This is a genomic window from Mesorhizobium amorphae CCNWGS0123 (assembly GCF_001686985.1).
Classification (GTDB): domain Bacteria; phylum Pseudomonadota; class Alphaproteobacteria; order Rhizobiales; family Rhizobiaceae; genus Mesorhizobium; species Mesorhizobium amorphae.
This window is the reverse complement of record NZ_CP015318.1, coordinates 367,173-382,498: the sequence shown is the minus strand read 5'-3', so window position 1 is coordinate 382,498 and position 15,326 is coordinate 367,173. Positions and strand designations below refer to the sequence as shown.

The 15,326-nt window shown below is 63.8% G+C and carries 11 protein-coding genes; 7 read left to right on the top strand and 4 right to left on the bottom strand.

All coding sequences use genetic code 11. From position 1 onward, the window contains the following. Positions 1–311: 311 nt before the first annotated feature. Positions 312–896 carry a TetR/AcrR family transcriptional regulator gene (locus A6B35_RS01765; RefSeq protein WP_006202443.1) on the bottom strand — a complete coding sequence of 195 codons (585 nt, stop codon included), beginning with the start codon at positions 894–896 and terminating at the stop codon, positions 312–314. Positions 897–979: 83 nt separating this feature from the next. Between A6B35_RS01765 and A6B35_RS01760 the strand changes: the two genes are divergently transcribed. After that, positions 980–2,230 carry an FAD-dependent oxidoreductase gene (locus A6B35_RS01760; RefSeq protein WP_006202444.1) on the top strand — a complete coding sequence of 417 codons (1,251 nt, stop codon included), beginning with the start codon at positions 980–982 and terminating at the stop codon, positions 2,228–2,230. A gap of 100 nt (positions 2,231–2,330) precedes the next feature. On the opposite strand, the gene phbB is transcribed toward A6B35_RS01760, so the two are convergent. Both phbB and A6B35_RS01750 read right to left on the bottom strand, forming a co-directional pair. Beyond that, a complete protein-coding gene (gene phbB / locus A6B35_RS01755; protein ID WP_006202445.1) occupies positions 2,331–3,056 on the bottom strand; it encodes an acetoacetyl-CoA reductase in 726 nt (241 codons plus the stop codon). 112 nt (positions 3,057–3,168) lie between these two features. Beyond that, positions 3,169–4,347: an acetyl-CoA C-acetyltransferase gene (locus tag A6B35_RS01750; protein ID WP_006202446.1), complete on the bottom strand. Its 1,179-nt coding sequence runs from the start codon at positions 4,345–4,347 to the stop codon at positions 3,169–3,171. A gap of 302 nt (positions 4,348–4,649) precedes the next feature. Here A6B35_RS01750 and phaR point away from each other — a divergent pair, with 302 nt between their 5' ends. Next, a complete protein-coding gene (gene phaR, locus A6B35_RS01745) occupies positions 4,650–5,264 on the top strand; it encodes a polyhydroxyalkanoate synthesis repressor PhaR (protein WP_006202447.1) in 615 nt (204 codons plus the stop codon). A 13-nt stretch (positions 5,265–5,277) separates the two neighbouring features. Here phaR and A6B35_RS01740 read toward each other — a convergent pair whose 3' ends face one another. Then, entirely contained in the window at positions 5,278–6,423 is a 1,146-nt protein-coding gene (locus A6B35_RS01740; RefSeq protein WP_006202448.1) for a citrate/2-methylcitrate synthase, read from the bottom strand. Positions 6,424–6,516: 93 nt separating this feature from the next. On the opposite strand from A6B35_RS01740, the gene A6B35_RS01735 reads away from it, so the two are divergent. The 5 genes from A6B35_RS01735 (at position 6,517) to A6B35_RS01715 (ending at position 15,250) form a co-directional block, all read left to right on the top strand. Further along, positions 6,517–7,605 carry a citrate synthase/methylcitrate synthase gene (locus A6B35_RS01735; RefSeq protein WP_006202449.1) on the top strand — a complete coding sequence of 363 codons (1,089 nt, stop codon included), beginning with the start codon at positions 6,517–6,519 and terminating at the stop codon, positions 7,603–7,605. A gap of 215 nt (positions 7,606–7,820) precedes the next feature. Next, the gene (locus A6B35_RS01730; protein WP_006202450.1) at positions 7,821–8,951 is read left to right on the top strand and encodes a patatin-like phospholipase family protein; all 1,131 of its coding nucleotides are present in this window, start codon (positions 7,821–7,823) and stop codon (positions 8,949–8,951) included. A 134-nt stretch (positions 8,952–9,085) separates the two neighbouring features. Next, positions 9,086–10,507 carry a coniferyl aldehyde dehydrogenase gene (locus A6B35_RS01725; protein ID WP_006202451.1) on the top strand — a complete coding sequence of 474 codons (1,422 nt, stop codon included), beginning with the start codon at positions 9,086–9,088 and terminating at the stop codon, positions 10,505–10,507. A 308-nt stretch (positions 10,508–10,815) separates the two neighbouring features. Further along, positions 10,816–11,997 carry an efflux RND transporter periplasmic adaptor subunit gene (locus A6B35_RS01720; RefSeq protein WP_083209827.1) on the top strand — a complete coding sequence of 394 codons (1,182 nt, stop codon included), beginning with the start codon at positions 10,816–10,818 and terminating at the stop codon, positions 11,995–11,997. Between the two features lie 76 nt (positions 11,998–12,073). Beyond that, positions 12,074–15,250 (top strand): efflux RND transporter permease subunit, encoded by a 3,177-nt coding sequence (locus A6B35_RS01715; RefSeq protein ID WP_006203742.1) that lies wholly within the window; start codon positions 12,074–12,076, stop codon positions 15,248–15,250. Positions 15,251–15,326: the final 76 nt, after the last annotated feature.

Here is a 15,326-nt window from a genome sequence, read left to right as displayed (position 1 = left end):
ACTTTTCCTAACGGACCTTAAACGTTTGGCCGCGATTTTCGGGCCTCGCCGTTAACGTTTCGGCCAAAGCCGGAACGAATCGGCGACGAATCAGCGATGTCGGGATTTTCCCGGTTTGTTCACCCCAACAGCTTGTGTTGTGAACAGGTTATCCACCGAGAAGTCACAGCTTGTCAGAGGCGTTGTGCACAGCCAGCGGCCGTGCCGTTAACTTTTGCGTGCCGCTCCGGCACAGATCGGTGTTGGGTGCACCGGTCGGCCCGATCATAGCACCACGACCAGGCTCGGCCAGCAATGCCAAAACGGCTGCTTCAGGACAGATCCTCTTCCGTCACATAGCGCTGCAAGGCAGGGCCGACATTCCGGATGATCTCGTCGTGGGAGAGGGCGACGACCGGAGGAAGCCGCAGCAGGTATCGGCACATCGCCAAACCCAGCAGCTGGCTTGAGACGAGACCGGCTCGTCGACCCGCATCGGCGGGGTCGCCGACCGCCGCAACCACTGGCCTCACCTGGCTGGCAAACACCTCGCGCAGCTTTTCGGCAGCATAGTCGTTGGACATCGCCGAACGCAGCAGAATTGTCATGCCGGGACCGCTGGCCGGACCTTCCCAGATTTCGAGAAAGCGCCTGATCAGTGTTTCGCCGATGGCGGCTCGGTCAATCATCCGCAGCTCCGGCAGATGCAGGTCGACGATCGCCGCCCTGGCGAACAGTTCGTCCTTGCTGCGGAAATAGCGGATCACCATGGCCGGATCGATCGAGGCATGCGCCGCGACATCGCGGATGGAGGCGCCGTCATAGCCGCGCTCGGCGAACAATAGCCGTGCGGCCTCGAGGATATGGGCCCGCGTGCGGTCCGACTTGCTGATTTTCTTCGCCTGATTCTGAGTCATGAAAATTCATATGCCAACACCTGTTGACAAATGCAATGGCGTCGATTAGAAAGTCAACACTTGTTGATAAACGGAGAGAGAAAATGTTGCCCGATACAACAGAAGTCCTGATCATCGGCGCCGGCCCGACCGGCATGGCGCTGTCCATCATGCTGCACCAGGCCGGTGTCGATCACGTGCTGATCGACAAGCTGGCGCAGGGCCTTCAGACTTCGCGCGCCGGCGTCATCCATGCGCAGACGCTGGAAGCGCTGCAGCCTCTCGGTGTCACCGAGCGGCTGGACGAACTTGCCCTGAAGCTGCAAAATTTCGCCATCCGCGACCGCAACCGGGCGCTGCTCAATCTCGATTTCGGCAAGCTTCCATCAAGGCATCCCTATCTGTTGATGCTGCCTCAGAACCTGACCGAGCAGGTGTTCGCCGAGCGGATCGCTGCCCTGGGCAGCGTCATTCATCGCGAAGTCGAGGCCAAGGCGGTTGTTCAGGATGCTGACGGCGCCCGTGTGACGGTGGCCGAGGACGGCCGCGAGACGCTGATATCGGCGCGCTACGTGGTCGGCGCCGATGGTATGAACAGCCTGGTGCGCAGCGCGACCGGCATCGAGTTCGACGGCGCTGCCTATGACGGGTCGTTCGTGCTTGCCGACGTCCGCCTCGACTGGCCGGTCGGGCCGAAGGAAGTGTCGCTGTTCTTTGCGCAGGCCGGGCTGGTGGTGGTGGCGCCGCTTCCGGACGGGTCGTACCGCATCGTTGCAACAATGGATGACGCGCCGGAAAAGCCAGGGATTGCCGACATCCAGGCGCTGCTCGACAGCCGTGGGCCCACCAGCCGGCGCGCGCGGGTGCTCGACCTGGCGTGGAGTTCGCGGTTTCGCGTGCATCACCGCCTGGTCCGGTCGTATCGCAAGGACCGGTTGTTCCTCATGGGCGATGCCGCGCACGTGCACAGCCCGGCAGGGGGACAGGGCATGAACACCGGCATTATCGACGCGGTCGTGCTTGGCGAATTGCTCGGCGATGTGGTGAACGGCGTGCGCGTGGAAGCCGAGCTCGACCTCTACGAAACGCTGCGGCGCCCGGCGGCCCAGGAGGTGCTTGAGCTGGCAGGCAGGATGACCCACATGGCGCTTACCCGCAATCCGGTGAAGCGGTTCGTCCGCAATCTGCTGCTCTCGCTGATGAACCTCAATCCATTGCTGAAGCGTCGCATGGCCTTGAAATTGTCGGGCCTCAGCCGCGCGCCGCTGGCCCGGCTGCCGGCACCTTCGCGTGTGCCGGGTTCAATTGCCCCCAGCAAGCCCGCAGCCAAACCAGCGCTGAAGCTTGCCGCCTGACAACTGCGATTGTCACGGCAACAAGCCTCGATCGTGGGCGCGTCGGTCTGTACCGGCCGTTGGGCCGGTACATCAGTTGTCGCCGGACGGACTCGAAACCTCAGGCGAAATACTGTCCGCCATTGGCGGAGATGGTCGAGCCGGTGATGAAGCCGGCTTCATCGGAAGCCAGGAAGACGACGCAGCGCGCGATCTCTTCCGGCTCGCCAAGGCGACCGACCGGGATCTGCGGGATGATGCGTTCGTTGAGAACCTTCTCGTCGATCGCCTTGACCATCTCGGTGGCGATGTAGCCCGGGCAGATGATGTTGACGGTGATGCCGGCGCGGGCGCCTTCCTGGGCGAGCGCCTTCGAGAAGCCGATGTCGCCGGCCTTGGCGGCGGAATAGTTGACCTGGCCGGCCTGGCCCTTCTGGCCGTTGATAGAGGAAATGGTGATGACGCGGCCGAACTTGCGGTCGCGCATGCCGCCCCACAAAGGATGCGTCATGTTGAAGACACCGGAAAGGTTGGTGTCGATGACTTCCTTCCACTGCTCGCGCGTCATCTTGTGGAACATGCCGTCGCGCGTGATGCCGGCATTGTTGACGAGCACGGAAACCGGGCCGAGATCGGCCTCTACCTGCTTGATGCCGGCGGCGCAGGCGTCATAGTCTGCGACCGACCATTTGTAGGTCTTGATGCCGGTTTCGGCAGTGAACTTCGTCGCCGCCTCGTCATTGCCGGCGTAGTTCGCGGCAACCGAATAGCCGGCGTTCTTCAGTGCGACCGATACCGCGGCACCGATGCCGCGCGACCCGCCCGTGACGATTGCTATCTTGCTCATGCGTTCCTCCTCCCTAAAGTTTCTGGTGAATGGTCAATAGTGAATGGTGAATGGTCGAAGACGGTCGGCTGTCGGCCATTCACCACTTGCCAATCACCTTTTCACTCTTTTCTCAGAGCGCTTCGATGCACATGGCGACGCCCATGCCGCCGCCGATGCAGAGCGTGGCGAGGCCTTTCTTCGCACCGCGGCGGCGCATTTCGAAAACCAGCGTGTTGAAGATGCGGGCACCCGAAGCGCCGATCGGATGGCCGATGGCGATAGCCCCGCCATTGACGTTGACGATCGAGGGATCCCAGCCCATGTCCTTGTTGACGGCGCAGGCCTGCGCGGCGAAGGCCTCGTTGGCCTCGACCAGGTCGAGGTCGCCGACCGACCAGCCGGCCTTGGCCAGCGCCTTGCGCGAGGCGGGAATGGGCCCGGTGCCCATGATCTGCGGATCGACGCCGGCGGTGGCCCAGGACACGATGCGCGCCAACGGGGTGATGCCGCGCCTGGCGGCCTCCGCTTCGCTCATCAGCAGCGCCCCGGCCGCGCCGTCATTGATGCCGGAGGCGTTGGCGGCGGTCACGGTGCCGTCCTTGTCGAAGGCCGGCTTCAGCTTGGTCATGGCGTCGATGGTGGCGCCGTGGCGGATGTACTCGTCTTGGTCGACGATGGTGTCGCCCTTCTTGCCCTTGATGGTGAAGGCGACGATCTCGTCCTTGAACTTGCCGGCCTTCTGAGCGGCCTCGGCCTTGTTCTGCGAGGCCAGCGCGAACTGGTCCTGGTCGTCGCGGGTGATCTGGAACTGGCGCGCGACGTTCTCGGCAGTGTTGCCCATGTGGTAGCCGTTGAAGGCATCCCACAGCCCGTCCTTGATCATGGTGTCGATCATCTTGTAGTCGCCCATCTTGACGCCGGCGCGCAGATGCTGGGCATGCGCCGATAGCGACATCGATTCCTGTCCGCCGGCGACGATCACCTTGGCATCGCCGGCGGCGATCTGCTGCATGCCGAGCGCGATGGCGCGCAGGCCCGAGCCGCAAACCTGGTTGAGACCCCAGGCAGTGGTCTCCTTGGGCAGGCCGGCGTTGATCGAGGCCTGGCGGGCGGGGTTCTGGCCTTGGGCGGCGGTCAGCACCTGACCGAGGATGACCTCGTCGACCTCGCCCGGCTCGACACCGGTACGTGACAGCAACTCCCGGATGACGACGGCGCCGAGTTCGTGCGCCGGAGTGGCGGCGAAGGCGCCGTTGAAGGAGCCAACAGACGTGCGTGCCGCGCCGGCGACAACGATGGCATTGGACATTTTCTTCTCCAGACTTCGAGGTGACGTGTTTTTGGGTATCGTTAGGGACTTTTCTTGCCCGTTCCATGACCCAAGTCAAACCGGAAATAGGCATGCCAGCCATGCGCGGCAAGCAGGCTGCCTGCGGCCAGCGCAACCGCCACGCCTTTCGCTGCGCAGCATATTTTGCCTGCCATGCAGCATTAATTGATGCCGCACTGCACAAACCGCTTGGAATTGTGACGCTTTTGCGCATATCCTCGCAAGGGCGCAATCGTTACCGGCTGCTTACTCACATGCGCCGGTGTCCGGGGAGGATACTGATGGCCGCGAAAGACGATCCGATCATTATCAAGAAATATGCCAATCGCCGGCTCTACAACACCGGCACCAGCACCTATGTGACGCTCGAGGACCTGGCCGATATGGTCAAGAAGGGCGAGGAATTCACCGTCCAGGACGCCAAGACCGGTGACGACATCACGCACCCGGTGCTGACACAGATCATCTTCGAGCTGGAGAACAAGGACGGGCAGAACATGCTGCCGATCCCGTTCCTGCGCCAGCTGATCGCCTTCTACGGCGACCAGATGCAGATGATCGTGCCGAGCTTCCTCGAACAATCGATGATCGCCTTCTCCAAAGAGCAGGAACGGTTCCGCGAGCAGATGAAGGGCGCCTTCGGCAAGTCGCCGATCGACGTGATGAAGATGGCCACGCCGATCAAGGCGCTGGAGGAGCAGACGCGCCGCAACATGGAGATGTTCCAGAACGCGATGCGCCTGTTCACGCCATTCCCGTCAGCCGGTGCGAACGGGCCTGCTCCTGCTGCTCCGGCCGAGCCGACCAGGAAGGAAGCGCCGGAGAAGCCGGACGACCTTCAGGAGCTGAAGGAACAGATCGCCGCCATGCAGCGCAAGCTCGACACCATGTCGTGAGCGCCAGATCGATCTAGAATTTCGTCACGGACCCCTCATAGCGGCCGCGCGGCCTGATGATGCTGCCGCTCATGATCTGTTCGACCATATGCGCGGCCCAGCCGATGCTGCGTCCAAGCGCAAACAGCTGGAACGGCGCATCGCGCGGCAAGCCAAAACTGCGTGTCAGCGCGGCCAGGGCAAAGTCGACGTTGGGGTGTGTGCCGGTCGCGGCAATAGCGGCTTTCTCGAGCTGTTGCAGCGTTTCGTCGACAGGGATGACTGCCAAAAGTGCGGTGGCACGAGGATCGCCATCGGGATAGAGCGGATGGCCGAACGCCGGCAAGGGCCGGTCATGGCCAAGCCAGCGCCGGATCGCCGCATCGGCGCCGTGCGTTGCCGCATCCTCCGCCAGTTGCATCACCGCTTCGCCGGCGCCGCCGTGACGCGGGCCGGTTAGCGTCGCCAAGCCCGCCAGCAGGCATGCGGCGGTCGAGGCCCCGGTCGAGGCCGCAACACGGGTGGTGAAGGTCGATGCGTTGAGTTCATGATCGGCGAGCAGGACGAGGGCGCAGCGGATCGCTTCCGCGCCGGCTTCATTCACGGACCAGCCGTGCGCCAGACGCCGATGCACAGGCGCCGTGCCGGCCGCGGCGCCCAGCGACCGCGCCAGCGATCCTATTGTTTGCGCGGCCTCAGTGCACAGCGAGGCGGCGCTGCGTCCCAGCGAAGGTCTTCCCTGGCTGGCAAGCATGGCAAGCTGCGCAAAGGCCGACGCGCGACCGGCTGGATGAGGCGGCTCAGACGACGGTGCCTTGAAAGCCACTGGTTCGGTCGAAGCCCAGAGCACGGCGGCGGTTTCTTCCAGCGTCGCCGATTTGGCGAGCGCAACGGCCTCCTGACCGCGATAGATGAGGCGACCGTGCAGAACGGTCGAAATTGCCGTCGCGATCGACGGCTCGCCCCAAGCAATTGCGCTCTCGGCAATGGCCGAGGGGCTGCGTCCGCGCGCGCGGCGTGTGGCCAGGGCTGCAATGTCGTCGGCGCGGTACTGGCTGCGGCGCGGATCGGTCTCATGCGGCCGCATGCCGATGCGGCCACGGCTGACATAGGCGTAGAGCGTCTGCGGCCGGACGTTGAGCCTTTCCAGCGCCTCTTGCCGTGATAGCCATTCGGACATGATGGGCTCTGATATTGATTATATTGATCAAGATTGATTCACATGTTGGCCAACCCTTATCTCTTGATGAGAAATGCTGCAAGGAGATGAGACATGGCGAACGGGCTCGATGACGTGGTTGCGGCGGAAACCGTGCTTTCCGATGTCGACGGCCTTGGCGGCCGCCTCACCATAAGAGGCCATTCGCTGCCGGAGCTGGCCGGTCGCTGGCGCTATCCGCAAGTGGTTCGCCTGCTGCTGGACGGCTTCTTCGACGATCTCCCCGATGATGCCAAGCTGGCGCAGGCCATCGGCCGGGCGCGCGTCGAAGTGTTCGAGCGGTTGCAGCCGATGCTTCCGGCCCTGGTGCCGCTCGATGTCTACAGCGGCATGCGCGCGGGCATCGCCTTGCTGCCGGACGGCGATACGCTGACGGACGCCTTGCTGTTGATCGCGGCGCCGGCGGTGCTGACGCCGGCCTTGCTGCGCGGCAAGCGCGGAAGTCCGGCGATCGTGCCGAACCCGCAGGCGGACCATGCCGCCGACATGCTACGGATGCTGAGCGGTACCGACACATCGCCTGCCTTGGCCACGGCCCTCGACACCTATCTCGTCACCGTCTGCGACCACGGCCTCAACGCATCGACTTTCGCGACGCGTGTGGTCGCCTCGACGCAGGCCGGCCTGACCTCGGCCATCCTGGCCGGTCTCGGCGCGCTCAAGGGGCCACTGCATGGTGGCGCCCCCGGTCCGGTGATCGAGATGCTCGACGCGATCGAGGCAGACGGCAATGCTGCCGGCTGGCTGCGCGCGAAAATCGCGCGCGGCGAGCGCATCATGGGCTTCGGCCATCGCATCTACCGGGTGCGCGACCCACGCGCCGACGTGCTGAAGGCGGTGGTGCGGCAACTCGGTGGTGCGGGCGCAACCGGCCGCCGGCTGGCCTTTGCCGAAAAAGTGGAGCAGACGGCGCTCGAGGTGCTGCGGCAGGCCAAGCCGTCGCGCTCGATCCAGACCAATGTCGAGTTCTACACCGCGCTCTTGCTGGAGGCGGCGGGTTTTCCTGCCGAGGCATTCAGCAACGTGTTTGCTGCCGGGCGCGTCGCCGGCTGGGTCGCCCATGCGCGCGAGCAGCAGACGACCGGGCGGCTGATCCGACCGCTGTCGCGCTATGTTGGCCCGGTGCCGGATCTGGTGGCCTGAGTCTTCCAACCTGTTTCGATCAACACAGCCCTCTCCGCTTCAATTCGGAGAGGTTGTTCTCGATGACCGAAATTTCATGTGATCACGCGACCGTGTTCGTGTTCTTGCCTTGGTCAGGACTTATATGCTGCACTGCAACATAGGTCCGCCGCAGCCGAACTGTTCCGATTCCCGGGCAGGATGAGGCACGCGGCATCCAAACCGACAGGAACGCCATGACGACGAACGGCAAGGCGGAGGAAAAAAAGAAGATCAACATCGCGCTCCAGGGCGGCGGCTCGCATGGCGCCTTTTCCTGGGGCGTGCTCGACCGGCTGCTGGAGGATGGGCGGCTGGAGATAGCAGCCGTTTCCGGCACCAGCGCCGGGGCCATGAACGCGGTGGCGCTGGCCGATGGCTTCGTGCGCGGCGGTGTCGAGGGTGCGCGACAGAAGCTCGACGATTTCTGGCGCGCAGTGGCGGCGAAGGGCCGCTTCAGCCCGGTGCAGCGCATGCCGTGGGATGTCGCCTGGGGCAACTGGTCGATCGAGAACACGCCGGGCTATTTCTTCTTCGACACCATGTCGCGGGTGTTTTCGCCCTATGTCGCCAACCCGCTCGGGCTCAATCCGCTGCGCGACGTGGTCGAACAGGAGATAGATTTCAAGAACGTGCATGCCTGCCAGTCGATGGAGCTGTTCATCTCGGCGACCAATGTCGAGACCGGGCAGTTGCGCGTCTTTTCCGACGGCGAGATCGAGCTCGACACGGTGATGGCCTCGGCCTGCCTGCCGCAATTGTTCCGCGCCGTCGAGATCAAGGGCGTGCCCTATTGGGATGGCGGCTATGGCGGCAATCCGGCGCTGTTCCCGTTCTTCAAGACGGCGGCGACCGAGGACGTGCTCCTGGTGCAGATCAATCCGGTGGTGCGCGAAGGGACGCCGAAGAGCGCCAACGAAATCCAGAACCGCATCGACGAAATCACCTTCAATGCCGGGCTGCTGAACGAATTCCGCTCGATTGCCTTCGTCAAGGAACTGATCGCCGCCGGCCGGCTGCCGCATGGCGAATACCGCGACATCCGCATGCACCGCATCGACGCCGACGAGGCGTTCAAGGACCTGTCGGCGTCGTCCAAGGTCAATGCCGAATGGGCATTCCTCGCCTATCTGCGCGATCTCGGCCGCACCGCGGCCAGCGACTGGCTGGAGGAGAATTACGACGCCGTCGGCAAGCGGCCGACGCTCGACCTCTCCGGCGAGCTCGACGACGGCTTCAAGCCGGTGCGCGGGCCGGCGCCCGGCCGGCGGGTCAAGGAGTTTTTGGCGGCGCGCAAGAAGCCCGAGCAGGCACGCCGTCAGGCCTGAGCACGCGGTCTTCAATTCACCCTCTCGCCTCGCGGCGAGAACAGAGAGATGTTCTTCCCTAACGGAACCAGGGAAGTGCTGGATTCGGCCACTGCTGCGATGTAACCTTACCTAGACGTAAACGGGAGGTTGCGATGTTGCAGACCAGACAGGATGCCCTTGGCGCACGGTTCGAGTCGCAGCGCCGGGCATTCGAGAAAGAGCCTTTCCCGAGCCTTGATGTCCGCAAGGATCGTCTCAGGCGTCTGCTGGCGCTCACCGAGCAGCATGAGGCCGAGATCTGCTCCGCCATCGACGCTGATTTCAGCGGCCGGTCGGCCCATGAGACGCGTCTTGCCGAACTGTTCGTCGTCGGCGCCGGGATAAGGCATGCGCTGGCGCATTTGCGCGGATGGATGCGGGAGCGCCGCGTCGCCACCAGCCTGCCGTTCCTGCCGGGGCGCAATCGACTTCTGCCGCAGCCGGTCGGCGTGGTCGGCATCGTTTCGCCCTGGAACTATCCGTTCCAGCTTGCCATCGCGCCGGCCACGGCCGCGCTGGCGGCCGGCAACCGCGTTCTGATCAAGCCCTCCGAACTGACGCCGAAATTTTCCGAATTGCTCGAACATCTGGTCGGCGAACATTTTGCCCCTGACGAGATGAGTGTCGTTGTCGGCGACGCCGAGGTCGGAAAAGCCTTCGTGTCAATACCCTTCGATCATTTGCTGTTCACCGGTTCGACGGCGGTCGGCCGCCAGGTCGCGATGGCCGCGGCAGCGAACCTCACGCCAGTGACGCTCGAACTTGGTGGCAAGTCGCCCGCCATCTTCGATGCCTCATGCGACCTCGACGCAGCCGTGTCCAGCGTCGCCTACAGCAAGCTTTTGAACGCAGGCCAGACCTGCATCGCTCCGGACTATCTTCTGGTTCCGCAAGGGCAGTCGGAGATGATTGCCACGAAGTTTGCGGCCGCGGTGGCGCGGCTCTATCCGAGCCTACGCAACAATCCCGACTATACGGCCATCGTCAGCGAGCGGCACCATCAGCGGCTCAGCGACATGGTCGCCGAAGCTCGTGAGAGTGGTGCCGAAGTCATCGAGATCAATCCGGCAGGCGAAAGACTCGGCGATACGGATCGCAAGATGCTGCCTACGCTGGTCAGGAACGCAAGCGAGGATCTGCGGCTGATGCGCGAAGAGATTTTCGGGCCGGTGCTGCCGATCATCGAATACGCCAAGGTCGACGACGCCATCGAGCATGTGAACCGGGCGGAGCGTCCGCTGGCGCTCTACTGGTTCGGCCGCGACAGCGGCAATCGCCAACGGGTGATGCAGGAAACGATTGCCGGCGGCGTCACGGTCAATGACTGCATGCTGCATCTGGTTCAGGAACGCCAGCCATTCGGCGGCGTCGGCGCCAGCGGCATGGGCGCCTATCACGGCGAATGGGGTTTTCGGACCTTCAGCAAGGAAAAGCCGATTTTCCTCCAGTCCAAATTGAGCGCGGGCGCCCTTCTGCGCCCACCCTACGGCAAAACATTCGAGCGGCTTTTCCGCCTGTTGAAGCTCATCACTTGATAGATTTGCCCTCTGTTTGGTCGAATGCTTGAGAGGTTTCGCATCATCCTGACACCTGCTGCCAAAGAACTTCCCGACCCAGTGAAGGCGGGCGGCCGGGCGGCCAAGAGCTGGAGAATGGCGGGCATACTCTGTCCAGTGGCGCAATGATCCATCAAACTTTCTGACTGTTTTGCAATGCAAACTTGAGGTAGAAGCGCGCTTCGCCGTTCACGGCAAATTGAACATGGCCCTGCGCGCACCCATATCGGCGACGCGCCCGCGTTTCGAAGACGCGGCCTGGCCCGACCCGCAGTGGAAAAAACGACATGCCGAAAATCAGGTTTCACAAGCTTGCAGCAATTGTCGTGCTTATCGGATTCGCAGCCTGGATGGGAACGGGCGCGTTCTCGTCCGTCGGCAGCGCTGCCTCCGACAACAAGCCCAAGGCCGGCGAAGCGGATCAGCCCAAGGCGGCGGGCACCGACAAGCCGAAGGCCGTCGAGGCCGAACAGCCCAAGGCCGCGCCACGCACCGTCGCGGTGGTGACGCCGCCGCGCAAAACCTATGCGCGCGCCATCCGCATTTCCGGATTGACCGAGGCCGACAAGCGCGCGGTGCTGGCGACGCGGGTGGCCGGCATCATCGACAAACTGCCGGTCAAGCAGGGCGATCACGTCAAGACCGGCGACCTCGTGCTGATGCTTGCCACCGAGGAAAAACTTTCGGCCGTCAGCAATGCCAGGCAGCTTCTTGCCCAACGCCAGGCGGAGCTTGCTGCTGCCGAACGATTGGCCAAGACCGGAAATCTGCCCAAGCTGCAGCTCGATAACGCCCGCTCCAGCCTGACGTTGGCACAATCGGTGCTGGAAGCCATGCAAGCCGAGCTTGGTCGCAATGAGGTGAAGGCGCCTTTCGATGGCATCATCGACCGGGTGCCGGTGGAAGTTGGCAGTTCTGTGATGGCGGGCGGCGAGGTGGCGACCATTCTCAAGCTCGATCCGGTCATCGCCCGTGGCGAGGTCAGCGAGCGCGACCTGCGCTACATCAAGATCGGCGACGAGGCCAATGTGCGCCTGGTCAACGACCAGAAGGTCACCGGCACAGTGCGCTACATCAGCCGCGATGCCTCCTCGCAGACCCGCACCTTCCGCGTCGAGGTGGCGATCCCCAATGCGGACGGCAGCATCCCGGCCGGCATGACGGCGGAGATTGCGCTCAGCGCGCAGCCGACCGACGCGATCATGCTGCCGCGCTCGGTGGTGACGCTCGGCGACAAGGGCGATCTCGGTATCCGCGCCGTCGGCAAGGACAGCAAGGTCGCGTTCTTCCCGATCGATCTCGTCGACGACACGCCGAACGGGCTGGTGCTCGGCGGCATTCCCGATGATGCGCGCATCATCGTTGCCGGCCAGGAGCTGGTGAAGGAAGGCGATTTGGTCAAACCGGTCGAGGCCGACCAGGCGACAATCAACAAGCTGATCGGCGAGGCGACAGCCGGCACGCAATAGTTCGGTCAGCCGGGGTTCCACCCCCGGCGACGACACGCTGCCGCGCAGCCCCCGAAAGCAACAGCAGGCCTAAGTCATGGATATCGTAAGACTCGCAATCCACAACGCCCGGCTGACCATTTCGGTCCTGGTCTTCCTCCTGCTCGCCGGCTGGGTCGCCTATCAGTCGACGCCGAAGGAAGCGGAGCCCGACGTTCCGATCCCGATGATGTATGTCAGCCTGATCTATCAGGGCATCTCGCCGGAGGATTCGGAGCGCCTGCTGCTGCGGCCGATGGAAAGCAAGCTGAAGAGCCTGAAGGGGCTCAAGGAGATGCGTTCCGCCGCCTTCCAGGGCGGCGGTTATGTGCTGGTCGAGTTCCAGCCGCAAACGAACCTGGCGACGGCGCTGCAGGATACGCGCAGCAAGGTGCAGGACGGCAAGGCCGACCTGCCGCAAGCGGCCGAGGAGCCGACGGTCACCGAGGTCAACGTTTCCGAATTCCCGGTGCTGGTGGTGACGCTGTCAGGCGAAGTGCCGGAGCGGGTGCTGACGGCGGCGGCGCGTGAATTGCGCGACCGCATCGAGGAGGTGCCCGGCGTGCTCGAAGGCTCGCTGCAGGGTGCGCGCGACGATCTCGTCGAAGTTGTCGTCGATCCGATGAAATTGTCATCCTATGGGCTGCAGCTCGACCAGGTCGTGCAAGGCGTCGCTGCCTCCAACAGCCTGGTTGCCGCCGGCAACATCGAAGGCTCGGAAGGCAAATACGCCGTCAAGGTGCCGTCGCTGATCGAAAAGCCTGAGGACGTTGCCAATCTGCCGGTGGTCGCCACGCCTGACGCGGTCGTCCGGGCCAGGGATATCGCCACCATCCGCTCCACCTTCAAGGATGCCGAGACGGTGACCCGGCTCGACGGCAAGCCGGCCATCGCCATCGAGGTGAAGAAGCGCATCGGCGCCAACCTCATCGACACGCTGACCAATGTCCGAGCGGTGTCGGATACCTTCATCAAGTCGATGCCGGAAGGCATGCACGTCACCTACACGCAGGACAAGTCGGTCTTCGTCAACCAGCTGCTCGGCGACCTGCAGAACCACGTCATGATCGCCGTCATCCTGGTGTTCATCGTCATTCTCTACGCGCTGTCCGGCCGCGCCTCGCTGTTGATCGGATTGGCCATTCCATCGTCCTTCCTGATCGGCATCCTGCTGCTTGCCATGATGGGCTACACGATCAACATGATCGTGCTCTTCAGCCTCATCCTGGCGGTCGGCATGCTGGTCGACGACGCCATCATCGTCACCGAATTCGCCGAACGGCGGATGAGCGAAGGCATGCCCAAGGAAGAGGCGTTCGCGCTTGCTGCAAGGCGCATGGCCGGTCCGGTGATCGCCGCGACGATGACGCGCATCGCCGCCTTCTCGCCGCTGCTGTTCTGGCCCGGCATCATCGGCGATTTCATGAAATACATGCCGATCACGCTGATCGTCACGCTGTCGGCCTCGATGCTCTATGCGCTGGTCTTCGCGCCGACGCTGGGCGCGATCTTTGCCAAGGCGCCGAAACATCACGAGGACGACAACCGCGACGGCTGGTACATGGCCGTGGTCAAGCAGGCGGTTCGCTTCCCCATCACCGTGCTCGTGCTCACCGTCGCTTTGCTGTTCGGTGTCGGCTTCGCCTATTCGAAATTCGGCGCCGGCGTCGAGTTCTTCCCCAATGTCGAGCCCGATTACGGTCTGCTCTACGTGCACGCCCGCGGCAATCTTTCGCTCGCCGAAATGGACGCCGCGACCAAGGAGGCGGAGAACCGACTGCTCGGCTGGCCGGGCGTGAAATCGGTGTACACCCGCGTCGGCAAGACGCAAGGCGGTGGCCAGGACATCCCGGAGGATGTGGTCGGCGTGATCCAGTACGAGTTCGTCGACTGGCGCGAACGCAAATCGGCGAACGACATCCTGAACGATCTGCGCGGCGTCATGGCCGGCATTCCCGGCGTCGATGTCGAAGTGCGCGTGCCTGAAGCCGGCCCGCCGACAGGCAAGCCGATCCAGATCAGGCTTTCGGCCGCCGATCCCGAGGGGCTCGACGATAAGGCGCGGGCCGTCGCTGCACGGATCGCCAAGGTGTCCGGCGTCATCGACATTTCCGACGGCCTGCCGCCGCCCGGCGTCGACTGGGCGATCGATGTCGACCGCGCCAAGGCGGCCCAGTACGGCATCAGTCCGACCTCCGTCGGCACCGTGGTGCAGCTGGTGACCAACGGGCTGAAGCTCAGCGAATACAGGCCCGCGGGCGCCGACGACGCCGTCGACATCCGGCTGCGCCTGCCAGAGGACCGACGCACGCTGTCGACGCTCGACGAACTCAGGGTGCAGACTTCGCAAGGGGCGGTGCCGATCTCGAACTTCGTCGTCCGCAAGCCGGAGCCGACGGTCGGTGTGCTCAACCGCATCGACGGCGCGCGCACGGTGGTCGTCCAGGCCAACGTCGCCGCCGGCGCCCAGGTGGCGGCCGTCCAGCAGGAGGTCACCAAGGCCGTCTCCGACATGAACCTCGGCAGCGGCATACGCTGGAAGCTTGCCGGCTCGAACGAGGACAGCGCGGAGGCCAGCGCCTTCCTCAGCAAGGCCTTTGGTGCCGCGATCTTCCTGATCTTCCTCGTGCTTCTCGCGCAGTTCAACAAGTTCACCAGTGTCTGGCTGGTGCTGTCCTGCGTGGTCATGGCGACGATCGGTGTGTTCCTCGGACTGCTGCTGACGGGAGAAGCCTTCGGCATCGTCATGTCGGGCATTGGCGTCATCGCGCTGGCCGGTGTGGTGGTGAACAACAACATCGTGCTGATCGACACCTACGACCGGTTGCGCGAAGAGGGCTGGGACAAAGTCGAGGCGGTGCTGCAGACCTGCCGTGAACGCGCGCGCCCTGTGGTGCTCACGGCGGTGTCGGCGATCCTCGGCGTGCTGCCGATCGCCTTCGGCCTCGGCCTCGAAATCTTCCATCACGAGACGACGATCAACGCGCCGTCGACGCAATGGTGGATTTCGCTGTCGTCGGCGATCGTCTTCGGCCTGTCCTTCGCCACCTTGCTCACGCTGGTGGTGACGCCGTCGATGCTGATGGTGTTCACCCGCGCCAAGGTGAAACCCGGCGCGCGACGCGGCTGGTTCAGCCGCCTGTTCCGACGCGGCAAGGGTGAGATTTCGGTTGAGGGGGCAGGACCAGACTTGGGCGACGAACCGGCAATCGCCTTCCCGAAGGCCGCCGAATAGCTGCATTTGATTAGCCGAACCAAAAAGGGCCGCCCGGGAACAACGGGCGGCCTTTTGCATTGTCCCATCATATCGG